This is a genomic window from Rickettsiales bacterium, from assembly GCA_035765535.1.
Classification (GTDB): domain Bacteria; phylum Pseudomonadota; class Alphaproteobacteria; order Rickettsiales; family JABCZZ01; genus JABCZZ01.
This window is the reverse complement of the sequence record DASTXE010000006.1, coordinates 88,391-113,202: the sequence shown is the minus strand read 5'-3', so window position 1 is coordinate 113,202 and position 24,812 is coordinate 88,391. Positions and strand designations below refer to the sequence as shown.

At 50.7% G+C, this 24,812-nt stretch carries 23 protein-coding genes; 7 read left to right on the top strand and 16 right to left on the bottom strand.

The genetic code is table 11. The features are described from left to right. Positions 1-64 precede the first annotated feature (64 nt). Positions 65-2,212: a bifunctional (p)ppGpp synthetase/guanosine-3',5'-bis(diphosphate) 3'-pyrophosphohydrolase gene (locus VFT64_09185; GenBank protein HEU5047997.1), complete on the top strand. Its 2,148-nt coding sequence runs from the start codon at positions 65-67 to the stop codon at positions 2,210-2,212. Between the two features lie 155 nt (positions 2,213-2,367). On the opposite strand, the gene VFT64_09180 is transcribed toward VFT64_09185, so the two are convergent. From VFT64_09180 to VFT64_09165, 4 genes are all read right to left on the bottom strand, one after another. After that, complete coding sequence (locus tag VFT64_09180) at positions 2,368-2,781, bottom strand: VOC family protein (protein HEU5047996.1); 414 nt, start codon at positions 2,779-2,781, stop codon at positions 2,368-2,370. Beyond that, on the bottom strand, positions 2,781-3,380 hold the full coding sequence (locus VFT64_09175; GenBank protein ID HEU5047995.1) for a ribonuclease HII: 600 nt from the start codon (positions 3,378-3,380) through the stop codon (positions 2,781-2,783). Before VFT64_09175 ends, VFT64_09180 begins: the two co-directional genes overlap by 1 nt. A gap of 86 nt (positions 3,381-3,466) precedes the next feature. Beyond that, entirely contained in the window at positions 3,467-4,543 is a 1,077-nt protein-coding gene (locus VFT64_09170; GenBank protein ID HEU5047994.1) for a lytic transglycosylase domain-containing protein, read from the bottom strand. A 104-nt stretch (positions 4,544-4,647) separates the two neighbouring features. Continuing rightward, positions 4,648-5,457 (bottom strand): thermonuclease family protein, encoded by an 810-nt coding sequence (locus VFT64_09165; GenBank protein HEU5047993.1) that lies wholly within the window; start codon positions 5,455-5,457, stop codon positions 4,648-4,650. An 80-nt stretch (positions 5,458-5,537) separates the two neighbouring features. On the opposite strand from VFT64_09165, the gene VFT64_09160 reads away from it, so the two are divergent. Together VFT64_09160 and VFT64_09155 are read left to right on the top strand one after the other, a co-directional pair. Beyond that, positions 5,538-5,900, top strand: coding sequence for a hypothetical protein (locus tag VFT64_09160; GenBank protein HEU5047992.1), 363 nt, complete (start codon positions 5,538-5,540; stop codon positions 5,898-5,900). 379 nt (positions 5,901-6,279) lie between these two features. After that, the gene (locus VFT64_09155; protein HEU5047991.1) at positions 6,280-7,695 is read left to right on the top strand and encodes an exopolysaccharide biosynthesis polyprenyl glycosylphosphotransferase; all 1,416 of its coding nucleotides are present in this window, start codon (positions 6,280-6,282) and stop codon (positions 7,693-7,695) included. 71 nt (positions 7,696-7,766) lie between these two features. On the opposite strand, the gene wecC is transcribed toward VFT64_09155, so the two are convergent. From wecC to VFT64_09130, 5 genes are all read right to left on the bottom strand, one after another. Then, positions 7,767-8,975 (bottom strand): UDP-N-acetyl-D-mannosamine dehydrogenase, encoded by a 1,209-nt coding sequence (gene wecC, locus VFT64_09150; protein ID HEU5047990.1) that lies wholly within the window; start codon positions 8,973-8,975, stop codon positions 7,767-7,769. Between the two features lie 5 nt (positions 8,976-8,980). Continuing rightward, the gene (locus VFT64_09145; GenBank protein HEU5047989.1) at positions 8,981-10,060 is read right to left on the bottom strand and encodes a hypothetical protein; all 1,080 of its coding nucleotides are present in this window, start codon (positions 10,058-10,060) and stop codon (positions 8,981-8,983) included. A gap of 262 nt (positions 10,061-10,322) precedes the next feature. After that, on the bottom strand, positions 10,323-10,898 hold the full coding sequence (locus VFT64_09140; protein HEU5047988.1) for an acyltransferase: 576 nt from the start codon (positions 10,896-10,898) through the stop codon (positions 10,323-10,325). A gap of 22 nt (positions 10,899-10,920) precedes the next feature. After that, positions 10,921-12,078, bottom strand: a complete 1,158-nt coding sequence (locus VFT64_09135) for a glycosyltransferase family 4 protein (protein ID HEU5047987.1) — start codon at positions 12,076-12,078, stop codon at positions 10,921-10,923. Continuing rightward, positions 12,047-13,288 carry an O-antigen ligase family protein gene (locus tag VFT64_09130; protein ID HEU5047986.1) on the bottom strand — a complete coding sequence of 414 codons (1,242 nt, stop codon included), beginning with the start codon at positions 13,286-13,288 and terminating at the stop codon, positions 12,047-12,049. The genes VFT64_09135 and VFT64_09130 overlap by 32 nt, the downstream gene beginning before the upstream one ends. A 90-nt stretch (positions 13,289-13,378) precedes the next feature. Here VFT64_09130 and VFT64_09125 point away from each other — a divergent pair, with 90 nt between their 5' ends. Then, on the top strand, positions 13,379-14,809 hold the full coding sequence (locus VFT64_09125) for a hypothetical protein (protein ID HEU5047985.1): 1,431 nt from the start codon (positions 13,379-13,381) through the stop codon (positions 14,807-14,809). Here VFT64_09125 and VFT64_09120 read toward each other — a convergent pair. From VFT64_09120 to wecB, 5 genes are read right to left on the bottom strand one after another with little or no spacing between them, the layout of a single operon-like run. Continuing rightward, positions 14,777-15,565, bottom strand: coding sequence for a polysaccharide deacetylase family protein (locus VFT64_09120; GenBank protein HEU5047984.1), 789 nt, complete (start codon positions 15,563-15,565; stop codon positions 14,777-14,779). The two genes, VFT64_09125 and VFT64_09120, sit on opposite strands and share 33 nt — an antisense overlap. A 13-nt stretch (positions 15,566-15,578) precedes the next feature. Beyond that, positions 15,579-16,817: a hypothetical protein gene (locus tag VFT64_09115; protein HEU5047983.1), complete on the bottom strand. Its 1,239-nt coding sequence runs from the start codon at positions 16,815-16,817 to the stop codon at positions 15,579-15,581. Positions 16,818-16,832: 15 nt separating this feature from the next. Beyond that, positions 16,833-17,423, bottom strand: coding sequence for a polysaccharide biosynthesis/export family protein (locus VFT64_09110; GenBank protein ID HEU5047982.1), 591 nt, complete (start codon positions 17,421-17,423; stop codon positions 16,833-16,835). 34 nt (positions 17,424-17,457) lie between these two features. Then, positions 17,458-18,225, bottom strand: a complete 768-nt coding sequence (locus VFT64_09105) for a WecB/TagA/CpsF family glycosyltransferase (protein ID HEU5047981.1) — start codon at positions 18,223-18,225, stop codon at positions 17,458-17,460. Between the two features lies 1 nt (position 18,226). After that, positions 18,227-19,387, bottom strand: coding sequence for a UDP-N-acetylglucosamine 2-epimerase (non-hydrolyzing) (gene wecB / locus VFT64_09100; protein HEU5047980.1), 1,161 nt, complete (start codon positions 19,385-19,387; stop codon positions 18,227-18,229). 245 nt (positions 19,388-19,632) lie between these two features. On the opposite strand from wecB, the gene VFT64_09095 reads away from it, so the two are divergent. Both VFT64_09095 and VFT64_09090 read left to right on the top strand, forming a co-directional pair. Next, on the top strand, positions 19,633-21,684 hold the full coding sequence (locus VFT64_09095; GenBank protein ID HEU5047979.1) for a polysaccharide biosynthesis tyrosine autokinase: 2,052 nt from the start codon (positions 19,633-19,635) through the stop codon (positions 21,682-21,684). A gap of 8 nt (positions 21,685-21,692) precedes the next feature. Then, a complete protein-coding gene (locus VFT64_09090; protein HEU5047978.1) occupies positions 21,693-23,147 on the top strand; it encodes an outer membrane beta-barrel protein in 1,455 nt (484 codons plus the stop codon). Here VFT64_09090 and VFT64_09085 read toward each other — a convergent pair. Continuing rightward, complete coding sequence (locus VFT64_09085; protein ID HEU5047977.1) at positions 23,144-23,500, bottom strand: DUF2671 domain-containing protein; 357 nt, start codon at positions 23,498-23,500, stop codon at positions 23,144-23,146. The genes VFT64_09090 and VFT64_09085 overlap by 4 nt on opposite strands. Before the next feature lie 40 nt (positions 23,501-23,540). After that, positions 23,541-23,762 carry a hypothetical protein gene (locus VFT64_09080; GenBank protein HEU5047976.1) on the bottom strand — a complete coding sequence of 74 codons (222 nt, stop codon included), beginning with the start codon at positions 23,760-23,762 and terminating at the stop codon, positions 23,541-23,543. Between the two features lie 264 nt (positions 23,763-24,026). Between VFT64_09080 and VFT64_09075 the strand changes: the two genes are divergently transcribed. Then, positions 24,027-24,809, top strand: a complete 783-nt coding sequence (locus VFT64_09075) for a phytochelatin synthase family protein (GenBank protein HEU5047975.1) — start codon at positions 24,027-24,029, stop codon at positions 24,807-24,809. The last annotated feature ends 3 nt before the right edge of the window (positions 24,810-24,812 follow it).

Sequence of the window (24,812 nt, the reverse complement as noted above, 5' to 3'; positions counted from 1 at the left end):
TTAATGGATTTTCTGCCCTCTACGGCATTGTGACAAGCGCCTGAATATACTATATTGAATAAATATGATACGACAATTTGAACTGGTGGAGCGCGTGAAGTCCTACGATCCGGATGCGGATGAGGACATGATCAACCGCGCTTATGTATTTGCCATGAAAGCGCATGGCAGTCAAAAACGCGCTTCGGGCGACCCGTATTTCTCTCATCCCGTAGAAGTGGCGTATATGCTGACCGAGTTTAAGCTCGACACGGCTTCCATCGTCACGGCACTACTGCATGACACGGTGGAGGATACGGAAGCGACGCTTGCGGATATCGAGCAGTATTTCAGTAAGGAAGTGGCCTCGCTCGTAGACGGCGTAACGAAGCTTACACGCATCGAAACCAAGTCCGAAAATGCCAAGCAGGCTGAGAATTTCCGCAAGCTGCTCGTGGCGATGTCGGAAGATCTGCGTGTGCTGATGGTGAAGCTGGCGGATCGCCTGCACAATATGCGTACGCTCAAATATATCAAATCGCCGGAAAAGCGCCAGCGCATCGCCCGGGAGACGCTCGATATCTACTCGACGCTAGCCGAGCGCATCGGTATGCGCAAGGTGAAGGAAGAATTGCAGGATCTCGCATTCGCCGAGCTTTACCCGGAAGCGCGTGAATCTATCGTTAAGCGTTTGGATTACCTGCGTGAACAGGATAAGGCACTGGTCGAGAAGATCGAGAACCACCTCAACAAGACGATGACGGAAGCGGGGATCGAGCATTTCACGATCAGCGGTCGTGAAAAGCGTCCTTACTCGATCTGGAAGAAAATGGAGACGAAGAATGTCAGCTTCGAGCAGTTGAGCGACATTATCGCTTTCCGCGTTGTGGTGAATACGATTCCGGAATGTTATCAGGTGCTGGGGGCGATCCACTCAGCATATCACACGATTCCCGGACGTTTTAAGGATTATATCAGCACGCCGAAAAACAACGGCTACCAGTCGCTGCATACTTCGGTGATCGGACCGGGGCAGCACCGCGTGGAAGTGCAGATCCGCACGAAGGAGATGCACGACATCGCGGAATACGGTGTGGCGGCGCACTGGTCTTATAAGCAGCGCCATGATTATAAAAAAGAGGGCAAGCAGTATCGATGGATACGCGAGCTGCTGGATATTCTCGATCGCTCTTCCAACCCGGAAGAATTCCTCGAGCACACGAAGCTCGAAATGTATCACGACCAGGTATTCTGTTTCACGCCTAAAGGTGACATTATCGCCATGCCGCGTGGGGCAACGCCGGTGGACTTTGCTTATGCCGTGCATTCGGGCGTGGGCGATACCTGCGTCGGTGCGAAGATCAACGGCCGTATTGTGCCGTTGCGCACGCCGCTGAAAAATGGCGACCAGGTGGAAATCATTACCTCCAAAACGCAGACGCCTTCACCGACCTGGGAACGTTTCGTCGTCACCGGTAAGGCGCGTTCGGAAATACGCAAATTTATCCGCACGCAGCAGCGCGCGGAGTATATCAATCTCGGCAAGGCGATCCTGACCAAGACCTTCAAGCAGGAAAATGAAGACCTGACCGACAAGATGATGGAAGCCGCGGGAGAAAAGTTCGGCAAGAAGACGCCGGACGATATTTACGCGGAAGTGGGCGAGGGGATACTGAACCGCACGCATGTGTTCGAGGCGATCTTTCCCGACCGCAAGCTGACTTCCGTGCAGACGAAGAAGGGCTCGCTGCTTGCCCGTCTGCGCAAGAAGCCGACGTCACCTGCGGATGCGATTCCGATCAAGGGGCTGATTCCCGGCATGGCGATGCATTTCGGCAAATGCTGCCACCCGATTCCGGGCGATAAGATTGTCGGCATTGTGACGACAGGGAAGGGCATTACCATCCATACGACGTCCTGCGAGACGCTCGAGAATTTCTCGGAAACGCCGGAACGCTGGATCGACGTGGCGTGGGACAGCAGCACCGGTATTCCGCATGTGGCGCGCATCAAGGTGACGGTGCTGCATGAAGCGGGCGGGCTTGCAACGGTGACAGCCGTTATCGCCAAAGATATGGGCAATATCACGAACCTGAAGATCCTTAACCGTTCCTCGGATTTCTTCGAGTTGCTGATCGACGTTGAGGTGAAAGATATCCGCCATCTGAATTCCATCGTGGCATCGCTGCGTGGGAAGGAAGAGGTGCAATCGGTAGAGCGGTATTACGGTTAGAGATTACTTGTAAAGTCTACTATGCCTTGTTGCGAATAGTTGTTTTCAGGCCTTCCGCTGCTCACCTACTTTTACGTACGCTGCGCTGCGGTTCCCTGAAAAAAGCCATTCTCACTAGCGGCCTAGCGACTTTCAAAGCAATCTCGTGGGGTAAGTTATCTCGCAAAAATCTGCGTCTGATCCTGGAAGGATTTGAATTCCAGCGCGTTGCCGCTGGGATCGAGGAAGAACATCGTTGCCTGTTCACCTGTTTCACCTTTGAAGCGTATGTAAGGCTCAATGATGAAATCTACTTTGCCTTTCAACCGTTCAGCCAGCTTGTGCCATTCCTCCCACGGCAGGATTACACCGAAATGGCGTACCGGCACATCTTTCCCATCCACTGCGTTTTTGGCAGCGGTTGCGGTTTCTTCCGGCTTCACATGCGCAGATAACTGGTGGCCGAAGAAATTGAAATCTACCCAGCGTTCCGCTTCACGACCTGTGGTGCAGCCGAGCAGGTTGATGTAAAAATCTTTGGTAGTCTGTATGTCATTTATAGGAATGGCGATATGGAACGGGGAGAGCATCAGCCGGCGACTTTCTGGGCCTGCATCATTTCCACTATCTGGCGGATCGGAGCGAAGCTCCTGCGGTGATGTGGCGTAATGCCGAACATCGCAAGCCCTTCATGATGCAGTTTCGTGCCGTAACCGGCATTGTGCTGCCAGCCATAATGTGGGTATTCCTTTGCCAGTTCTTCCATAATTCTATCACGCGTTACTTTGGCGATGATGGAGGCAGCGGCGATAGAGACGCATAATGCATCGCCTCCGATAATGCCGTGCATGTCGCAGGGAAGGTCTGGCAGCTGGTTGCCGTCAACCAGCACGACATCGGGGCGCAGCGGCAACAATTCAAATGCACGGCGCATGGCCAGTTTGGAGGCGCCTAATATATTATGCTCGTCGATTTCTTCGACGCTGCAGATGCCGATACCTACATGGGCTTCTGCCATAAGATGGCTGTATAACGCCTCGCGCCTGGCCTTGAGCAGTTTCTTGGAGTCGTCGATACCGTCAGGCAGTATTTTCTGTCGGTCCAGTATCACACAGGCGGCTACTACCGGTCCGGCTAAGGGACCCCGCCCAACTTCGTCAACACCGGCAACAATGCCGGTATATTCCATTTCACTGTCGAAGCCTAGCGAGCAGGGCAATGGACGGTCTCCTTTATGTTATGCCCGGATGGGCATTAGGCTCATGCAGCGGCAGTTTATTTGGAAGCGAAGCGTTCCACAGAACTGGTATAGAGCGGCCATTCGTTCTGTGCAATCATGCTGAGTGAAAAATTAGCATTGCCGAACAGTTCGGAATAGACCCAGTAATTGCCGATCACGTTGACGACATAATCACGCGTTGCGGCATAGGGGATGGATTCGATAAACAGCAGCGGATCTTTCTGTTCGATAGAATGCTGCCATTTTTCCAGTGCACCCGGACCTGCATTATAAGCGGCAAGCAGGTAGACGAGATTGTCGCCGATGGAGTTCATTTCCATCAGGTGCTGAACATATTGCTGGCCGAGCGCCATGCTGACCGCAGGTTCGCCGATGGAGCCGCGTACCCTGACACTGCGCGCCATTGCGTGCGCCGTATCCGGCATGAGCTGCATCACGCCGATTGCGCCGCTGGGGCTCAGCGCATGCGGGTTAAATGCCGATTCCTGCCGCATGATGGCAAACAGCAAAGCAGGTTCAAGCTTATAACCGGAAGCGGGTTTCCAGTCCGGCATAGGGTAAAGATTATTGGCGTCGCTCTTGCGCGTGGCATATTCGATCGCCATGCTCAGCTGTACGTTCGGCGACACGGTGGAGTTGCCATTGAGATGGCGTGCCAGAATGCTGTAGAAACTTGTATCTTCCGCTGCAGCCATTTCAAGATAATGCTTGGCGGATTTTTCATTCCCGGCGGCGGTAAAAGCGCGGTATGCCCAGAAGGCTACGGTAGCGCGGTCCGCTGTGGGAAGTTTGGTATTGTCCAGTATGGCGCAGAAATATTGTGCAGCCTGTGCTGCATCCTGTTTTGCGAAAGCAGCGAGCCCTGCTTTCCAGCGGGCACCTGCGAGTTCACGCAAGTTGCTGGGTTCGTTGCGGCGAGCAACTTTGACTTCTGTCGGTTCAATCTGCTTCTGCTCGGCAGCAGCAGTTACGACCGGTGATACGGTCGGTGCGGGTTTCGCATTGTCTTGCATGGCGGTCAGCAGTGCCGGTGCAGTAAGAGCAGCGGCGGCTGAAATTGCTGTGGCCACCAGTAACAAAAGGAAACGTGCGCGTGAAAAAAACTTCACCATGTTTTCCCTATTTGTAGTTATCGGGATGTGAAAACATATCCCATAAATATCAGAAAGCAAGCCGGAATCGTCCCTAATTATCTTAGTGTACTGTTCTCAATATGTTAATGGATGATTTCTATCTGTTCCGGGTGCGTTATATCCATCATTGGAGCATGATAATAATGTATCCAGCCGCGCACGCGCACCTTACTGCCTGTTAAGGATTGCAGGTATTTATCGGTGAAAGCGCTCGCGTATTTTTGTGAGACAAACACGGCAAAGTTGCCTTTCCAGTATTCGCTGAAATTGATGTAAATATGACCGTGATAATGGTTGATACTGACAACTTTACCTTCGACCAGTTTAAAGCGGTTGATGAACTCGGCGGTTTCCTGGGGGGTGATGATCCGGTAGTACGGATTGGCCCACAGGCCTATATTTTTACGTTGAGCTTTATGTTCTGCTGCCAGCATCTTCTCGATAACGTCAGAAGGAGTATCAGTGAAGCTGTAGGTCATTGCCATTCCGGCTTCGAGCATCGCGCCCTGTATCCAGTGCCCCTGCATATCGTATACTTGTGCAAGTATCCGGTTATGGCGATCTGGTTTAGCCACTGCATATTGGATGCGAACTTTCCGGCTGAGGATAAGCGAACTTAGCGTCTGTTTTGCTTCATCGCCGAGCGGTTCACCCAGGCGGCCGTGATGCGATGGCGTATTGGCTTCCTGTGCATTCGGCGCTTCAATTCCCGCCAGCCTTACGGTTTCACCGGAATCGGTGATGAATGATTTTCCGTTTATCACGGATTTAACAGTCCGAATCTCTTCCTGTGCCTGTGCGGCAAGGGCAGGCAGCAGCAGAAAGCAATATATAAAGAGGCCGTGTAATATCCGAAAGCGTGGATTACGTACTTGTAATGCTGATTCCATCATGATGAAAAGGACAGTATGGCATAGTAGCAATTGTGTGGTCGAGTATGATCACTTTAACCGAAATCACAAGGAGTTCAGTCATGAAAAACATACTTTCCCTGTTAGTGCTGGCCAGTTCTGTCGCTTTTGCCCAGACCGCGTTTGCAGCAGATGCAACTGTCGGAGCTTCCACCAAAACGACGATTGAGTCGCCGACTGCGGCTGTTAATCAGGTGGCTCCGGGCGTCACTACCGGAACATCCGTTTCCACAACCGTTACGGATACGTCTTCCAAGCCGACCGGCGGTACGCTGAAGGATGGCACAAAATATGAAGTCGGCAGCGATAATACCATCACCTTAATCAATCCGGACGGTTCAAAAAACGTAGCTCCGGACGGAGTGCTCACCAATAAGGACGATACGACATTTAATGTCAAAGAAGGTAAGATCGTTACCCAATAACCCATTATTATCTAAAATAGGGGGCGCGGCAGAAGCTGTGCCCCTTTTTCATGTATATCAGATGGATAGTTTAATTATGCTCACTATTCTGAGTGTGATATATATGCATCATTGCTACTATAGGTAGCAAAGATGAGGGTGTTATGGATTGACACTTGCGTGTAAAAAGATTTCTTGTATAAGCGTGGCATATCATTTTGTTTATAAAATATAAATTTTTTATCATGCCATAATGGCATCACACTTAAGGCATGAAGGAATTTTTTGTGCTAATGTGGGTGTCTTGGGAATGTGATGCTGGGTGCGCCTGCTGTATGAGAGGCGGACTTTAGTATCTGAAAAACAGCATGGCATAGCAGGATCATTCAGTCAAAATTATATGAACAATATCTCGCGTATTTTTAAAAATTCTGCCTTGTGGCTACTGTTTGGCGATGTCGTTGCGCTCACAGCTGCCTTTACGATCAGTGAGCTTGTGGCAGGTATTATCAAGCTTCCTTACTATTATCAGGCGGGGGTATTGCCTACAGGGGTATATTTCATCCACCGCCAGGCGCTGATCTTCTTCTATGTAGGCATGTTTTCACTTTTCTGGCTTGGCGCTAAAGGGCATTACCGTCACAGGCTTCCTTACTGGGAGAAAGTTTCGCATATATTGCTGATTGCCGGTCTTGGTGTGGTCGCCAGTATTTTTGGTGAAATGCTCGCGGATAATACGATCTCTTATGCCTGGTTCGGCGGTAGCTGGACACTGTTTATCATACTGCTGGCGGGGAATCGCAGCATCGTGCAGAGATGGCTTGATTCCAGGGGAGAATGGAAAATCCCGGCGATTTTGATCGGTACCGGGCCTTCGGCTGCTGCCGTCATGCATGCGCTCAGCCGTGAGCCGAGCATGGGATTCTATATCACTGTGCAGATGAACCCGAAGGAAATTCAGAACAGAACGTATCCGAATGCCTGGAAGGAACTGCTGGCGGAATACGATGCGGGACATGTTTTCCTTGCGCTGGAATCCGCTGAATTCGAATCGCAGAGTCACGCACTGAAATTCCTGGTCAGGGAAAGGCTGCCTTGCTCTATCATTCCGCCCTGGCTTGGTTTGCCCACCGGCACGCTTTCGCAACATCACTTCCTGATGCATGACGTTCTGCTGCTGCATGATACCAACAGGCTCTACCTTCCGGTTCCGAGACTGTTGAAGCGCGGATTCGATATATTCTGCTCCAGCCTGGCGCTGTTGATGCTGCTGCCTCTGTTTGCCGTCGTTATCCATCTGGTCAGGAAAGATGGTGGCGCGGCGTTCTTCCTGCAGGATCGCGTCGGCAAGGATGGCAAGACGTTTAAGTGCTATAAATTCCGTTCCATGCGTGTTGACGCGGAAGCATTCCTGAAAACCTACCTGCAGGAGAATCCGGCGGCGGCTGAGGAGTGGCAGAAGTTCCAGAAGCTCAAGAACGACGTGCGCATCACAAAGATCGGCAAGTTCATCCGCAAGGCCAGCATTGATGAGCTGCCGCAGTTTATCAATGTGCTTAAAGGCGATATGAGCCTTGTAGGCCCGCGTCCGATCACGCCGGAGCAGAAAGATTTTTACGGGGATGATTTCGTCTATTACGAAAGCGTGCGCCCCGGCATTACCGGCCCGTGGCAGGTCAGCGGACGCAATAAGCTTACCTTCCCTGAGCGCGTGCGCCTTGAATGCAGCTATGCCCGTAACTGGAGCTTATGGATGGATATCGTCATTATGATTAAGACGCTGCCCGCATTGCTGGAAAAAGAAAGCGCTTTCTAGAGACTCTAGTATAGGTAAATAAAAAGGGGTTTCCATCATTGGAAACCCCTTTTTTGCTGGCGGTTCTTTGCTTACGCTAACGCGAGCGATCCTCTAGTGTCGATCACTTTCTTGTTGCTCAGTTGCGCCTTAGTGACGACTTTGAAAGCGTCATGCGCGGTCAAGTGTACGACAACATCTGCCTGCGCAATACCTTCTTCCAGCGGAACGAGCGTATAACGGTCGCTTTGCTTCATGAACGGTTCTACTACGATGACAGAGCCCAGATTGGCCTGTAACAGCTTGTCGGCTACCGTAACAGAAGGGGATTCGCGGAAATCGTCCACATTTTCCTTATAGGCAAGGCCGAGCAGGCAGATAATGGGATTGGAAATCCCTTTCGCAGCTTCCTTCACTTTCTCGATTACCCAGTCCGGCTTGCCGTCATTCACCAGACGCGCCGTGCGCATCAGCGGCGTGTGCTTGGGAGCAGCATCGATAATGAACCAGGGGTCGACCGCGATGCAGTGGCCGCCTACGCCGGGGCCGGGCTGCAGAATATTTACGCGGGGGTGATGATTGGCAAGCTTAATCACTTCCCATACATTGAGGCCCATAGCATCACAGGCGAGGGAGAGCTCATTAGCGAAAGCGATCTGCACGTCGCGCGAGGCGTTTTCCACCAGCTTGACCATCTCAGCAGTTTTAGCATCCGTTTCCAGCAGCTTGCCTTTGACAACCTTGCTATAGAATTCGATGCCGCGCTGGGTCGCGCGCGGGCTCAGGCCACCGACAGCGCGATCGTTAAAGATCATTTCATGCATCGTCTTACCCGGAATAGCGCGTTCGGGGCAGTAGACATAATCAACTTTGCCTACGAGTTCCGGCCTTTTGGCTTCAATGGTGGCTTTTACGTTATGTTCCGTTGCGCCGACCGGAGAGGTAGACTGCAGGATAACGAGATCGCCTTCCTGAACGACCTTAGAGATCATGGTCGCTGCCGATACGACGAGCGACATATCCGGCTGGTGTGTGTGATGGTCGACCGGGGTCGGTACGGCAATCATGAAAATATTGGAAGCGGAGGGAGCGGTAGCTGCCTTCAGCTTTCCGCTCTGCACGGCGGAAGCCACTTTTTCGGGCAGGCCCGGTTCCTCCAGATGCACTTTACCGGCATTTACGGTGGAAACAATATGTTCGACAATATCCACGCCGAGAACATTAAGGCCGGCATTGGCGGAGACAGCGGCCATCGGCAGGCCGATATAGCCGAGCCCGAGAATAGTAAGATCGTATTTCATGAAAATTAACTGTGCCTGTTATTAGCGGTTATAAACTCCGGATGTTCTGTAATCTGCGGCAGGTCCGTGCGGCTGCCAAAAGAATACAGCATCCATCCCAGCTCATAGCTACGGCACTCTTTGCGTAGTGTCAATTGCGATGGTGGTGCATAGTGATCCGAAGTTCCCGTAATGCTATTAACGATGGCTCTGGCTATGCGTCTCTTTTTGCTTATTAATTCGCCTTTTCGTATGATGGATCGGTAAAACATTCCTTTTTCCGGGATCATCATGCTCTGCTTAAGCTGGTTATTGCCGAACAGCCAATTAAAGCCTTTGATGATGGCTTCATGTGCTCCGGGAATGCCGCGTTTTTCAGCAAAAGCCAGGAATAATGGCGCCATGCCGCCTTGATGGACGGAATAAACTTCATAATTATCAATGACAATTCCCCTGGAGGAATTATAGAACCACGGCCATTCCCCCTCAGGACCCTGCAATAGCATCAGCTTTTTGACGGATGCGTCTGCCAGTGCCAGCGCTTCTTCATTCCCGTAGGCGGTGCCGTAGTGATAAAAAGAGGTAATCAGATAGGTCTGGGTAGCGAAAGATGAGAAATTCTTCCGGAAGCCCGTTGCGGTATCATAAAAAAGACCGGACGGGGCCAGGTAATGCTGCTTGATGCAGTGGTAAAGCGCATGCGCTTCTTCTTCAAAATCGTTAGAGCCTTTCATTTTCTGCTGCGAGATGCCGGACAGAAGCAGGCCGATATCCTGCGCACGGAATTCCACCCATCCTTTGCGGTTGAACACCAGGTTGCGGATGCGGGAGTAAACGGGCGCTTCAAGGGACTTTCCCAGTTCTGCGGCCGCCCAGAGGGCCATGCCAAAGGCATATGTCGGGACGGGGCGTTCCAGCAGATGCTGAGCATTCTGCTTCAGCATCATTTCCAGATCATAGCTTTTTTCTTCATGGTTATGGCTGCAAGCTGCCAGTCCCAGAATGACATTCAGCGAATAAAATGTGTCCCATGCCGGCAGGGATTCGTTCGGAGCTTCACGGCCGTCCAGATGATAAATATAGGACCAACAGCCCTTCTCCGGCATATAACAAGTGCTGAGACCTTTTTTAACGTATGTTATAAGTGGTGACATAATATCATTAATGAGTGTTTACTAAGTCCTACTATATGCACGATTAGGAAGAAATTGTCACTGCTTTTTGTTTTACATATCCTATTGATTAATAACAGTCTTATCTTTTTATCCGAAAATTTTTTCTCGTAATGAAACAATTATTGGATGAGTTAGTATAAGCTCATTGTAATTGGAAATTGTTAAGAAAACTTAAACAGGCGCAATAATTTATTCAGGCAGCCTGTGGTTTTCTGAATTTTATGATTTGGGCCGGGTTCCCACCGACAATGGCATAATCCGGCACATCCTTGGTAATCACTGAGCCAGCTGCAAGAATAGCGTGATTGCCGATTTTTCTTTTAGGCAGGATAATGACGTTGGCGCCGATCCAGACATCGTTGCCGATAGTGACGCTATGCCAGACATCACCTTGTTTCTGGATAGGAACGTCGAGCGAATCATGAACATGGTTACCGCTGTATATTTTTACATCCGGCCCCATAATGACATTATCGCCGATCGTTACGTTCTTTGCGATGACGCAGCGTGTGCCCAGTTCGCTCTCATTGCCGATGGAGATATTGGGAGAAATGTCGGCACCGCTTTTAACACGGATCTTTGAGCCGCACTGGCTTAAAAACTGCCTGACAAGGAAATTGCGTATATGCGGAAAGAAAAGCGCGTACGGTCTGTAATCCTCCGGCGTATGCCTGAATATGGCGATATAGAGAAAAAAGGTAAAAAGACGATATAGCTTTGTGAATGGGGTTTCATTCGTTCTTGCCATGAGCTTTTGTTTGGCGGGCATAGTTACCTCCTGCAAGTTAATGCTACTGCGCAGCGGAAGAGGGCAGAAGCTTCAGCAATTCATTTCTGTAAGTATCGATAATGTCTTTCCTGCGGATAAAATCCAGTGCACCTGATGCCTGCATCTGAGCGATATTACGTTTTAATTCCGCTTCGTTCTTCAGCAGATGCTCAATGCCCGCAGCGATATCTTCCACGGAGGCAGGGTTACAGGCATAGCCGATTTTCGTTGTATCGAAGTAGCCGTCAATAGCCTGGCCTTTGGTGAACAGAACGGGAACGCCGCAGAATAACGCTTCGGCATAGACGAGTCCGTAGGTTTCCGTAAAAGACGGCATAACAAGGGCAGAGTATTGCCCCATGATCTGAGTCAACACATTGTTGGCAATCGGGCCTTTGAAGTTGATCCGCCCGTCAATATTGTCGTTGTCAATAACTTTGCGCAATTCCATCAGGTCTTTTGCGCCGCCACCACCGTAGATATCCAGAGTGATTGCAGGGTATTTCGCGGCGAGCTGGTTTACGGCCGCAATGGTGCTTGCGATGTTTTTATTTTTCCTGTCGCTGAAGCGCAGCAGCGTAATCAGGCGTGGCGCTGAACTGACACTGGAGGAGGAGAGGGCGTCAAAACCCGGCAGGACAGGAAGATTGCGGCATTTGCTGGGGTCAAGGCCCACTGCTTTTTCAAAATGCGGAACGACCCATGGTGCATAGGGAAAAATAAGGGTAGATGCCTTGGCGATTTCGCCGAATCGTTTCCAGAGATTGCGTTTGAATTTAAGCAGTTTGTAATCCGAGCCGCCCTGGATGTCGCACACCAGCTTGCAGTTATATTCGGCAGCCAGTTTCTGGCCGATGATGCCTTCCACGGTGATCTTATGCGCTTCGATAAGATCCGGCACGATGTTCTTCTGCTTCATGTCGGCGCTGATCCAGTCCGCCACGGCTTCCAGTCTGCGCTCCCAGAACAGTCCTTTAGGAAGCGCGCCGTAAGCGACCGCAGTGCGGTCTTCACCGAACGGAATGCTCGTAATGCCCCCGAGGCCATTAACACGGTTCAGCGAATAGACCACATGACGAAATTCCGGCGTGGCTTCCACCAGGTTACGTATGGCTAACGTTTTATCCGGCTGCAGCGGATCGGGATAGTCATTGCTGATATGAACGATTACTGGACGCATTTTCCTTACCATAGTTTAGAGCAAGCACTGTCGCCAGCGCCAGGGTTGTTGTAGTGGCTACCCCTTGGAATGCAATAGGTTCCGTGAGGCCGTCGATGAGCAGGAATACGATGAAGGCCACGTTTAACTGTACGCCGGATCTTACGGAGTAAAAAAGCTTGGTGAAGATAACCGTGATGAATAGTGCCAGCCCGACCAGTCCGACCGATACACCAACCTGCAGAAGCGCGTTATGGGCATGGTCGGCAGTAAAGCCCACCTGGGCGCTTGCTTCAGGAATCAGTTTGGTTGTGGAGCCATACCCCCATCCGAAGAAGGGGCGCTGGTGAATCATCTCTATGACCACTGCCCAGATTGCCGTTCTGCCGGTGCCGGATTCAATTTCGCTCGCGCTACCGGAGCGTGCTACGAGGGCGAATAATGCGTCGATATTGATCCAGTTGAGCTGGACAGCAAAAATGAACAACATGGCCACACATATGCAGCCGAAGATAGCCGCCAGGCGGGCAGGAAACGGTTTCATAAGTCCTGCAATGCCGATGGAGATGAACAGTGCCATCAGGGAGGTACGGCTATTGCTCATCAGCAATGTTGCGAAATTTATGACGACGCATAACCAGTATCGCATCGGTAGTCTGCCGGGGATATATTCCCGGTAATAATACAGCGTAAGCAGGCAGATGGCGGAGATGTAGCCAGCAGTATTCGCGTTGCCCGCGATGCCGGTGAGCCTTCTTGTCATGACCAGCTGCCCGCCATCCCAGTCTTTCATGCGCCCAAAGTCCGGGTTGACGAAATACACCACAATGGAAATCGCCATCACCAGCGTACAGCCGTAGATAATAGGCAGAAGCATTTCCCGGTTATCCAGCACCTCCGACACCATAAGCATCAAGAAAATAATTGAAAATAGTGAAAATGCCGCTGCTGCGCTATAGAGAAAATCAGGCGCGTAAAAACACGATGCCGTAATCAGGATCAACAGCATGAAAAGGCAGATATTGTCGATTCGGAGAAGCTTTCTACCCCAGAGTTTGAATGAGCCGATGCAGAACATGAATGTCAGCACCCAGATACCCATTTTGATAATCACCTGCAGGTCGATGGATTTATCTGCAATGGACCTGGCGCGAAATACGGCTTCAATGGCGAATGCATTAATAAATAATACGAATTTCGTTATGTTTTTTAATTTGTTAGTGACTTGCATGGGCGCCTGGCTGTGCCAAATTGGTGGTTGTGCTTATATTAAAAGCCCCTATTATCTATAGTCCTTTATAACTTGTGGCAATTTATAAATATGAACAAACATTATAAAATAATGCTTATGGCGCTCTGCAGCAGCTTTTTTTGCGCTGGAGCAACTTTTGCTAACCCCACTGTTTTCACGGGCGACGGAACGGATCAAACCAGGGAAATACAGGCTCTTTTCAATAAAGGCGGTGATTATGTTTTCCAGGGGACGGTCAAGACCGGCGAGGTGCATGTTTCCGGGCAAAACCTGACAATTGATTTTGCGGACAGGGCGGTGCTTGAACCTGCATCCCAGGTTAACGTATTGTGGCAGTTTGATAATTCCAACATTACTCTCAAGCATATCAATGTCGATGGCAAAGGAATGGCGCAGACGGCCGTCAAAGTGCTGAATGGTACTTTCAGGGCTGGCGATGTGCATATGGTCGATCTGGGATACCCAAGCCAGACAGCAACGGATATGGTCGCAGGGCTTTGGCTCGAGGGGACGAAATCCGTTGCTATTCGTAAAGCGGTTTTTGCAGATTTTCATAGCGTTGGCGTCGGAGCTTATGGAAACGGCCGTGGAGCTGTGCGGGGCATTGTATTATGGCGCACCGGTCCGGTGGATATAGGCACGTTTGAGATGTCCGGCGGCGACGGTAAAATGGATAACGACTATTTCCAGGCGCAATTGGGCACGGAAGGCGGCGTTATTCATAACGTAGTGGCGCGGTATAATGGCTATACGCGCAGGATCATTAAAATTCAATCCGGCCAATGGACGATTGAGAATGTAGATATTCGCAAAGGGCCGGACTTTGTGGCAGATAATCCGGAAACGGAAGCTGGAACCCATAATCTCAATGCCATTGACTATGCGACCAGTGCGCCCGGCAAAGTCGTGATTAATGGCGGTTATATGGATTGTACCGGGTTTGCTGTATGCGTATCCAACAGCGGCGGCGGCGGAGCCCAGGTTATTGCAGGACCTAAACTCGTTATGGAAGGCAGCACCCATAAGGTCATCAGGAACGACCCGGGTACCGGCGGTAAGCAGAATAACGATTCTATCGGGTTCTATACGCAGAATGAAGATGGCGGTTCAGGGATTGAGGGGGCTACGCTTGTGCATTTTGGCGTTGCGGCGGTGCTGAGAGGCCAGCAGAGCTATGCCAAGGGCGCTAAATTTGTTGATCCTGTGCATTTTGCAGCGCAGATCGGCGAGTTTAACCATAAAAGCTCCAACCAGCGCTTTGTGGGTAATGAAGTTTCCACCAGGACGCCGGGTTATCTGAAATCGGGAGTGGTGAGTGTCCTGAATGCCAAGGATGTGAAAATTGCCGATAATAAATTTACAGAGGAAGGCAATTCACAGCATGCGATGAAGTTCTTTGATTTCAAGCATAAGGAAGCAAGCGGCAGTGTTTTTGGCAATCATATGCCAGCACGTGTTGAGCCCGCTTCAAACGCTCCTGCGTCCATCAGCGTTCAGTGATTTAAGGGCATCCGCAATTGTCTTTAGCGGGATGCCTTTTTGAACGCAGTGCCGGATGATTCCTTTAAAGGAAGCAGGTGAAATGCCATGCTCCGACGGTGTATTGCTTACATCATGTGTATAGATGATAAGCCAGCCGCCGTGGGTTGCAACCTGGTCTATGAGATTGCGGACTGTTTCCCTATTGCGTTCGTAGAGCGGAACGCTTTTGAGGCAGTAAAGATCGGATTCGCCTGCGTTGATACCCTGAATGCCGCTGCGGGCAGAATCATAATGCTGCTGCACGAGTTTCTTTGCTCCTAGGCTCATGCCCCATTGAGGATAGGAGAAATTGGCTAGTTTCAGGTTGTGCGCAGCTGCAGCTTCGATATTACGTTCGCAGGAAGCCGTAACCCTGCGTGTGCTTTCAAAAGAGCAGTTGATGTGATCGTAAGTATGGCAGCCGATTTCATGTCCGCGCTTTGCAAGATCCGTGACTTGCTCTGCTGTTGCCAATACTCCGCCGGGGCTATTTTCGCCCAACTGACCAAAACAGGTATAGAATGTGCCTTTTGCGCCTGCCTCTTCCAGGGCAGCCGCGCCCGCAATGGCGGCGGTCTCAGGAAAATCATCGAAGCAGATGCTGACGCAGCGGAAATCCTGCGGAATGCTGCGCATGGATTTGCTGAAATGGCAAGCAGCTATCTGATGCAGCTTACCCAGTGCCTTTTCCAAAGTATTGGTGTTTTCGTAAGTTTTATACTGCCGTGCGGGCATATCAGTCCTGCTTTTAGGTGTTTTTCAGATATTTATGGGCGGTCAGGATTGCGGCTGCCGCTCCGGCGATGCTTGCAAGCATACTGACGAATACCGCACCCAGAGCACCGAATGGTTTTGCGGTCAGGCACACCAGAAGACAGGTCCCGATGCCTATCCACAGGCGGATGATATTGTAGCGTGGCAGCTGTTTGTAGATGATGATAACGCTTTCGAGGGGTTGCAGTATGGCAAAGAACACGGTAATGACGCCCCAGAAGTAAATATTATTTGTATATTCCAAATATTTACCGTGATACAGCAGCTGTACGATCGGTTTGCCGAAAATGGATATACCTAAAGACAGTACAAGGCTCACGGCTCCGTAGAGCATGATCTGCGCGTTCATGACTTTGCGGATGTTACCGCCTGTGCCTGTGGACTTCTCGTGGAAATAGCTTTTATCGATAATATCCATGCTGCGTATGACAAGTGCCAATGGCTGCATGACACCGCGCATGGCCACATAGGCGGCCACTTCCACTTTTTGCGGGCAGAATATACCTAGAATAATGACGGGGGCCTGCATATACCCGGCATAGCCAATCACGCCCATCAGGGAGGAGATGGCATTGCGGCGCATGTCGCTACGCAGGTAGTTCCAGCCGCCTTTGAAATCCGGCTTGCCTACGATGAAGATAATAATGAGTGATTTCAGTGTGGTGAAAACGAGCAGTATGACCATTACTTCATAGAAGCTGAATGTCTCATGGGTAAAAATAAGTCCAGTCACCAGCAGCACGTAAATGCAGGAAGTGATGAAGGGGATAATGATCTTCTTATATTTTACCAGCATCATACGCTCGAATTCGAGCTGCGCGTAAATGGAGAAACAGATGGTGGAGGCGGTAGTGATCAGGGAAAAGTCACTGCCCGGCCAGAATATCCATGTAATGACAGACAGTACTGCAAGCAGGCAGAGCAGGGGAACTACGGCGACAATCTGCTCCGCGAGCACTTTCCTGCCCCGGCTCATCAGCACATGTGCGCTCAGCAGGGAGTTCTGTACAACATAGCTGTTGCGCTGGACGCCCTGCAGGATCAGCGCGGCTGAAACGGCCATGCCGTATGCAGCCAGTTCCGTGTCTTTGTAATAGCGGGTGAACAGGATCGTCAGCAGGAAGTTGCCGCCTGTAAACAATACCTGATCACCCAGGCTTATCAATCGGATAAATAACCGGTTATTGAGTATCTTATGAACGATAAGCTTCATGTGGAGGGAAACAGATTAGAATATCCGTTCACGCACGGTGATAGAATCGCCCGGCAGCACGGGAGTATCTTCCGTGGCGTTATAACGTTTCTTTTCATCACCGACACCGCGGTCAATCAAGATCTTGTTCTGAGCAGCGCGGGGCGTATAGCCGCCTGCCGTTGCGATGGCTTTGAACACGTCAATCGAGGGCTGCCATACGTAGCTGCCCGGATTCTTTACTTCACCCAGGATATAGAACGGTCGCGTGCTGATCACATCTACGGTCACGAGGGGGGTTTTCAGATAACCGCCTTTAACAAGGGTGGAGGCCACTTTAGCCTGCAGCTGTTCCTTTGAAAGGCCCTGTGCCTCTACATCGCCGATGAGAGGAATGGTGACGGCACCATGACGGTCCACCGTGTATTGGCCGTTCAGGTTTTCTTCCATGTATACGGTCAGTTTGATCACATCGCCGGGATTCAGTGTATAAGCAGCGGCGTTTTTAACATCCGCAGGTGCATCCTGCGACGCAGCGCCGGGAATGGCGCAACCAGACAATATGGAAGCTCCCAGGAGCATCGTGATGCATACTATACCCATGCGTAAGGAATCGACGGCTTTCATAGACCTTCTCCTAAAGTTTCGTGTTCAGTTTAAATTATGCTTTCTGCCATTCTTTGAATAGCATGAAAGCGTAGCTGACATTGGTGTTCCAGTAACGGCGGAACATACGTTTCGGCTCCTGCGCCAGGCGGTAGAACCATTCCAGGCCGATGCGCTGCATCCATACCGGTGCGCGCTTTACAAAGCCAGCCTTCACGTCAATGGAGCCGCCTACGCCCATCAGGAACGGAACATTGATAATGTCCTTATACTGGGCCAGAAGGCGTTCTTTCGTCGGGCTGGTGATGGCGATGAAGAGGCAGTCCGCATTGGAGGCGGCAATATCACGGATGATCGATTCTTCTTCCTGCGGCGTGAAATAGCCGTTGCGATAGCCCGCAATCTGCAGCTTCGGGTATTGCTGTTTGATATTGGCGACGGCCTGTTCCAGAACTTCCTGTTTTGCGCCGAAGAAATACGGGCGGAAGCCTTTTGCTTCGCAGAGTTTTAGCAGGTTTTCCATGATGTCGACACCGCTGACGCGTTCGGGCACCTTATGTCCGCACAGCCTCGCTCCCCAGACGACTCCCATACCGTCAATATTAATCAGGTCGCTCGCGCAGACATCTTCATATAGTGCTTTATTTGTCTGCATGTTCACAAGTTTGGCTACGTTCACCACAACATGCTGAAGACGCTTGCGCGTTACCATGGCGCGTTCTGCAATGGCGATGGTTTCTTCCATGGTGATCGCGTCCATGGGAGTGCTCATGAATGTGATGCGGTGTGTGGGGTTTTCGAGATAAGTTGCTGCGTCGATCATATTAACCTGCTGCATACCGGAATGTGTTATTTTCTGCGGTTTCACCGGTCAGCAGGTTCACAATGCGCTGGCTGGCTTTTCCGTCCCCGTAAGGATTTACGGCATGCGCCATTTTCCTGTAAGCAACTTCATTGTCGATCAACGCGCTGGTTTCTTTGACAATCTGGTCGGCATGCGCGCCGATCAGCTTTGCCGTTCCGGCGGAAATCGCTTCCGGCCTTTCGGTTTTATCGCGCATTACCAGTACGGGTTTGCCCAGTGACGGACCTTCTTCCTGAACGCCGCCGGAATCGGTGAGGATGAGGTAGCTGCGCATCATCAGGGCAACGAAGTCGGGATAGCCCATCGGTTCGATCAGATGAACGTTTTTCATGCCACCCAGCATCGCATGCACGGGTTCCTTGATATGATGGTTCAAATGCACCGGATAGACGAAGTCGATGTGCGGATAGCGCTCGGAGAGGGTTTTGATCGCGCGGCAGATTTCTTCCAGGCCGCTGCCGTAGTTTTCACGGCGATGGCTCGTGATCAGAACGACTTTTCTGTCCGGAGCGATATGGGACAGGACATCGCGGGGAGCCTGTTTAAGCATTTCGCAGGTTTCAAACACGGCATCGATTACGGTATTCCCGGTGACATAAATCCCTTCGGTGATGCCTTCGCGGCGCAGGGCTGCGGCGGATTCGTCAGTCGGGGCGAAGCTCCAGTCGCACATATGGCCGATAAGCTTACGGTTAATTTCTTCCGGATACGGAGAATAATTATCCCCGGTGCGAAGGCCTGCTTCGACATGAGCGATATGCAACGGGGTGTTGCGCAGCTGGTTTTTCCAGAAATGGTCATAGCTATAGAATGCGGCCAGACCGCCGATGAATGCCGACGTGGTATCACCCTGAACCATGACGGTGTCGGGGTGTACTTCTTCAATCACGTCGAATAAACCGGAGAGGAGTTTTCCCGCGAGGTGCGAAAGAGGCTGCTGGTGCCTCATAACGTCGAGCGTGAAATCACGTTTAATATTGAACCAGTCGAGGATCGGGAATAACATGTCCGTGTGCTGGCCGGTTGCGCATACAACTACTTCTAGAAGTGGGCTTGCTTTCATTGCCCGTATAACGGGAGCCAGCTTGATGGCTTCCGGACGGGTGCCGACAACAACCATAACACGTTGTTTTTTACCGTTTAAGTTTGTCATTTGAGGAGATAGCATGCTAACCGACTGAAAGTTTTAGGGTTAAAATTATGCGCAGCCATATCCTAAAGAGGTACGGATTGCAAGCTTTTCCATCCAATAAACGTTGAAGTGCGGTAAAATAATTTCATTTTTTTAAGTATATTTCTTGACGAATGCGCCTAAAATGGGCAAAACGCCTTGTTTGAGTTATTCCATTTTGAGATTATCAGGTCATGTACAGCAATTCCTCTTCTACCCATACGATGGATTCGATTCCCAGTTTGCAGGATATCCTGTGGATGTTGTGGCGCCGCCGCTTTCTGATGCTCAAGATTATGCTGACGACTTTGATACTCGGAGTATCAGTTGTCTTCCTTCTTCCCAGTTCTTATAAAGCTACCGCCATCGTCATCCTCAGCGACCACTCGCTGAACCTTGCCGACTTCCAGGATGTGACGGAAGGTACCAAATTTGACGAGACCACCGTACAGACCGAAGTGGATATTCTCAACTCTCTCGCAGTAGCAAAGCAGACGGTTCAGGCAACGGCGCTCGATAAGGCCCCGGATTATGCGTCTCTTAAGAGCATGGACGATGTTCTTGATAAGTTTGTCAGCCACCTGACCGTTAAGAATGCAGGAACCTCGCGTGCGGTTGAAGTGTCCTTCAAATCACATGACCCGGAACTTTCTGCTAAAGTTGCCAATGCTCATGCCGCTGCATATTTTAATGAACAGGTGACTCTGAAAAAAGAACGTCTGGCGAAAGTGAGCCAATGGTTCGAAGCGAGAATCAAGGATGCGCAGGCTGACGTTCAGCAGAAATCCAAGGCGGTGGAAGATTATCGCGCCGCGCAGAATCTGGTGGTCGGTAAGAATGAAGAGCAGCTGATATACCAGGAAATCTCTAACGTTGCTGAGCAGTTACTGGTAGCGGAAGGTGATCAGTACGCTGCTAATTCGAAAATCACGGCTATCGACAGCGCCAAGAAAGAAGCCCATCCAAATGCTTTGCCGGGAATTATCAATTCTAACCTGATTCAGAACCTTAAGGCACAGGCCAGCACCACGTCGCAAGAGCTGGGCGCATTGCGTTCCAAATACGGTCCCAATCATCCTAAGGTTATAGAAGCTGAGAGCGAGTTGAAACAGATCAACCACGCTATTGCCAGCGAAGAAAACCTGATCAAGAGATCTGCTTACACGGATAATACCGAAGCGACGGCTCAGGTGAAAATGCTGAGAGAGCGCCTGCAGGTTCTGAACCAGCAGGAAAATGACCTGCGCGGTAAGCAGATTGCGCTCAGTGGTCTTCAGGCGCAGGAAGAAGCCAGCGAAAAGCTGCTGAACAATCTGCTGAAAAACTATGCAAGCATACAGTCGCAGGAAACGCTGGCCCGTCCGGACGCTTACCTTGCTTCTCCGGCTGTTCCGCCGGATAGCCCGACACCGCCCAAGAGCCTGCTGCTTGCTATCGTCGCTGTGTTCTCGGTGAGCCTGGCTCTGTTTACCGTATTCTTTATGGAAATCATGCGCGGCGGTATCCGCAATTTCGAAGATATACGCAGGCTTGCACAGAAACCGATCGGCATTATTCCGCAGATTGCGGAACCTCTGGCAGCGATGCTCAGCCGCGAAAATACCATCTACAAGGAAGCTATCAAGCGTATCTATATGTCCGGTATCATGAACAGTGCAGCCCGCGCGATTCTGGTAACTTCCGCGCTTCCGAAGGAGGGCCGCAGCACCTTTACCGTTTCCATGGCCTACTATCTGATGTCGCTTGGACATAAGGTGCTGGTGATCGATGCCGACTTCATGTTCCCGACCATCAGCAAGATGACCGGGGATGCTAACGGGCTTGGCTTTACCGATGCGCTGATCGACAACGAGTTAGTGTCCAAGGCTATTGTGACGGACAGGAACGGATTCTGCGTCATGCGTGCAGGCGGCCAGGCGCTGCATGCGCCGGATGCGCTGAGGTCCACGAACCTGCGGACGTTGCTGGACAAGCTGAAGCAGAACTATAATTACATTCTTATCGATTCCTGCCCGCTGCTGGCTAACTCGGAAGCTAACTCCATCGCTGAACAGGCAGATGGCATCATGGTGGTTACCGAGTGGATCAAGACCCCGCGCCAAAGCATTAACAATATGCTTGCGATCCTGCAGGGGATTACGACTCCTGTGCTGGGCGTGGCGATCAATAAAGTGGATATCGGCAAGTATAAAACCATCACGGTTGGGTCTGACTTCCTGCTACCTAAATTAATCAGCGCGGCTTAGGAGAAGACATGCGGCCATGCCGTATAGGGTGTTTTCGGGTTATTGCATCGGTTGCCGCTGGCATCGTGCCTTTTCTTGTTATTCCGGAATCGGTATGGGCTGAGCAGCAGCAGGAGGTGAATCCGGATCTGCAATCGCTTCCATCCAATGATACTCCGGCACAACAGCAATTATTGCAACAGCTGCAATTGCAGCGGCAGGAAACTTCCACTACGCCTGTCGATGATTTACGCAAAGAAAAAGATCAGGCACCTATTCCTGATTACGTGCCGCTTGAGCAGAAACAATCCACAACGCCCGATGACGTGTTGACGGTCCGTAGAAGGGCAATTGAAGACAATCTGCCAATCGGCGTAAAGGCTGGCGGTTTTCTTATTAGCCCAGGCATCGAATTGCAGACGGCGTATGACGATAATATTTTCCTAACTCCCTCTGGCAAGAAATCCGACTGGATTACAGATGTCAAACCGGCGCTCGGCATACAGTCCAACTGGGAACGTAATGCTATCTTCCTGGGCGCGGAAGGTGATTTCGGCTTTTACCGTAATAACGACCAGCAAAGTTTCTCTGATTATGGTGCGCTCGCTTCCGGACAATATGATATTGCCCAGGACACCTATGTCATTGTCGGTGCTTCCAGTGTGAAGAGGCATCAGGAACTTGGAGCGGTGGCAAACAGTATCGGCCAGCAGCCGGTATCCTATAAGACGACAGCGGAGAATGTTGAATTCGTCCGCTCGGTAGCAGCCATTAAGCTTGATGTAACAGGACAGAACCAGGATATATCACTCTCCGGTGGGATTCCATCTGGGTTTGCAGGCTTTGGCGATGTGCTGGATCGCAATGATAAGAGCGCCGGTGTGACGATCAAATATGAGACCATGCCGGATAACAATATATTCGTCAGTACGCTCTATGACCGTACGCGCTTTTCGCTTCCTTCCGGACCTGACCAGACTTCCGCAGGTACGAACAATAAGCTAGGTTATGAATTCAGCACTCCGCGCGGCATTGCAGGAAGCGTTTTCGGCGGATACCTCTATCGCACTTATGAGGAAGGCACTTCCTCCACACGAAAACCCTACCTGGGTTTTAATCTCGGCTGGACATTTACAGATATGACAAAACTGTCGTTGTTCATGGATAAAGATTTTAACGATGAAACCGTCGAAGGCGCTGCCGGTGTCGTTCATACGATTCATAAAGTTTCGCTGGAGCAAAAATTATCGCTCAGCCTGACCGGAACGGTATTCGGCGGAATGGACAATGTCGATTACGTAGGCGGTGATCCTGCATTCGATCGCAATACGAAGCTCTATTACAGCGGCATCAATTTTCAATACAAGCTCGCTGAGGGTATCGGTTTGAAGCCTCAATACCAATATTCAAAAAGAACCTCTGAATTCGCCAGCGACAATTACACCGATAACCGCGTGTATCTCTCGCTGCTCTACATGTATTAGGCTGCGACCAGTATCCTGTCTTGCCATTTGGGGAGCTGTTTCTTTCTTGCCCGCTTTGGTTTCGCTTTTACTTCCACCAGTCTGCCATCTTTCCAGATATATTGTGTCACAACGGTTTTGGTCATCGTGGTTACGATATCGCCGTTGGGCAGTTGCAGCACGTCGCAGCCCTCATCCAGCGCCTGTTTGATGAGCTGGGCGGACTGGCGGATATAAGCCGGATGGTTCAGCATTTCTATTTCGCTCATCATCTTTGACGGAACTGGCGTTTTTACATGTTCGGGTTGTTTGCCGCTGCCGGAATTCGCCGATAAGTTCAAAGCCAAAATGTGATCTTCTTTATGCGGTTTCATTATATCCTCCGGGCGGTCTTATTGCGGTTTTAAAGTGGTCTTATTTAATGGCGGTTTTAGCAGCGACGGTATCCACTCCACCCAGGACAACATCTACTTTGTGTCTAGGGCTGTTGATGGTAATCAGCTCGCGTTCGATTGTATCGTATGCGCTGCTGACGAACCTGCACATCCGCACCAGGGTTTGAAACTCTTCGCGCGAGAAGGCTACCGTTACGTTCTGTCCATCAAAGGCTGTAAGTTCCATATCTGTCGTCGTCATCAAGTTCTTGCTGAGGGGCATAGCCATACCCTAACTATAGGACGACCGTCAATGCGTGTTTTGCAACTTTGCACTGAAAAAAGAGTTTTCCTGAATGCTCAGATATTTGCCGGGTTTCCTTGCAATCCGTGCTCTTCATGTTAGCATGAACGCATAGCGTGTTGGCCGTTTTTTCGGAATCATCCGGCGGATGCTTTACCTACTGTCGCGCTTATCGCAGCGCGGTTTTCACTATTATTTACCGGCATTGAAAAGGGAGAGATTATGCGCCTTGTTCTTTTTATTCTTTCTGTTGTAATTGCGTGGAGTGAGCCGTTATTCGCTGCCGATCTTATCAATTTTGACAGTGCCGAGGGCATGAAGCGGCTTGAGCGTTCGCAGGCAAAAGTAGATTTCTTTCCACTCGCCAATCATTTTGAGAGCCAGGAGAATAAACTATTCTGCGGTGTGGCTTCTTCCGTAATCGTGCTCAATACACTGCGCCTGCATAATCCTGCCTACGCCAAGCCGCAGGATAATGCGCTGCTTTCCAAAGCAGAGAGGCGTTACATGCCGAAGGGATTCGATCCCATCTATCATCGTTATTCGCAGGACACTTTGCTGAACAGCCATACCAAAAGCAGGATGGCGGTGTTGGGAAAACCCGTTCAGATTAACGGCAAGCCCGTTTCCGATTACGGTCTGCAATTGTCACAGCTTGCCGCGCTGTTACGCTCATACGGCTTGGATGTTACCGAACGTGTTGCCGATGCATCGCTCAGCGATCTGGTTATCCGCAAGGAGTTGACAGATAACCTGCAGCAGGCGGGTGATTATGTGCTCGTGAATTATTCACGCAAGGCGCTTGGGCAGGAGGAGTTGGGGCATATCTCTCCGCTTGGAGCATATGACGCACAGTCTGATTCATTTCTTGTGCTGGATGTGAACTCTATGGAGTTTAACTGGGTATGGGTTCCGGCTAATGATCTGATCGCGGCCATGCGCACGTTCGACACGGTGGAGAACCGGGGGTATCTGCTGGTGCAAGAGGGGAAGCTGCAAAAATAGCGT

Bases quoted from the DNA above. Each gene is read 5' to 3' on its own strand.
- VFT64_09185 (HEU5047997.1), top strand. From the start codon at position 65: ATGATACGACAATTTGAACTGGTGGAGCGCGTGAAGTCCTACGATCCG.
- VFT64_09180 (HEU5047996.1), bottom strand. From the start codon at position 2,781: ATGCTCTCCCCGTTCCATATCGCCATTCCTATAAATGACATACAGACT.
- VFT64_09175 (HEU5047995.1), bottom strand. From the start codon at position 3,380: ATGGAATATACCGGCATTGTTGCCGGTGTTGACGAAGTTGGGCGGGGT.
- VFT64_09170 (HEU5047994.1), bottom strand. From the start codon at position 4,543: ATGGTGAAGTTTTTTTCACGCGCACGTTTCCTTTTGTTACTGGTGGCC.
- VFT64_09165 (HEU5047993.1), bottom strand. From the start codon at position 5,457: ATGATGGAATCAGCATTACAAGTACGTAATCCACGCTTTCGGATATTA.
- VFT64_09160 (HEU5047992.1), top strand. From the start codon at position 5,538: ATGAAAAACATACTTTCCCTGTTAGTGCTGGCCAGTTCTGTCGCTTTT.
- VFT64_09155 (HEU5047991.1), top strand. From the start codon at position 6,280: ATGAACAATATCTCGCGTATTTTTAAAAATTCTGCCTTGTGGCTACTG.
- wecC (HEU5047990.1), bottom strand. From the start codon at position 8,975: ATGAAATACGATCTTACTATTCTCGGGCTCGGCTATATCGGCCTGCCG.
- VFT64_09145 (HEU5047989.1), bottom strand. From the start codon at position 10,060: ATGCCGGAGAAGGGCTGTTGGTCCTATATTTATCATCTGGACGGCCGT.
- VFT64_09140 (HEU5047988.1), bottom strand. From the start codon at position 10,898: ATGCCCGCCAAACAAAAGCTCATGGCAAGAACGAATGAAACCCCATTC.
- VFT64_09135 (HEU5047987.1), bottom strand. From the start codon at position 12,078: ATGCGTCCAGTAATCGTTCATATCAGCAATGACTATCCCGATCCGCTG.
- VFT64_09130 (HEU5047986.1), bottom strand. From the start codon at position 13,288: ATGCAAGTCACTAACAAATTAAAAAACATAACGAAATTCGTATTATTT.
- VFT64_09125 (HEU5047985.1), top strand. From the start codon at position 13,379: ATGAACAAACATTATAAAATAATGCTTATGGCGCTCTGCAGCAGCTTT.
- VFT64_09120 (HEU5047984.1), bottom strand. From the start codon at position 15,565: ATGCCCGCACGGCAGTATAAAACTTACGAAAACACCAATACTTTGGAA.
- VFT64_09115 (HEU5047983.1), bottom strand. From the start codon at position 16,817: ATGAAGCTTATCGTTCATAAGATACTCAATAACCGGTTATTTATCCGA.
- VFT64_09110 (HEU5047982.1), bottom strand. From the start codon at position 17,423: ATGAAAGCCGTCGATTCCTTACGCATGGGTATAGTATGCATCACGATG.
- VFT64_09105 (HEU5047981.1), bottom strand. From the start codon at position 18,225: ATGATCGACGCAGCAACTTATCTCGAAAACCCCACACACCGCATCACA.
- wecB (HEU5047980.1), bottom strand. From the start codon at position 19,387: ATGGTTGTTGTCGGCACCCGTCCGGAAGCCATCAAGCTGGCTCCCGTT.
- VFT64_09095 (HEU5047979.1), top strand. From the start codon at position 19,633: ATGTACAGCAATTCCTCTTCTACCCATACGATGGATTCGATTCCCAGT.
- VFT64_09090 (HEU5047978.1), top strand. From the start codon at position 21,693: ATGCGGCCATGCCGTATAGGGTGTTTTCGGGTTATTGCATCGGTTGCC.
- VFT64_09085 (HEU5047977.1), bottom strand. From the start codon at position 23,500: ATGAAACCGCATAAAGAAGATCACATTTTGGCTTTGAACTTATCGGCG.
- VFT64_09080 (HEU5047976.1), bottom strand. From the start codon at position 23,762: ATGACGACGACAGATATGGAACTTACAGCCTTTGATGGACAGAACGTA.
- VFT64_09075 (HEU5047975.1), top strand. From the start codon at position 24,027: ATGCGCCTTGTTCTTTTTATTCTTTCTGTTGTAATTGCGTGGAGTGAG.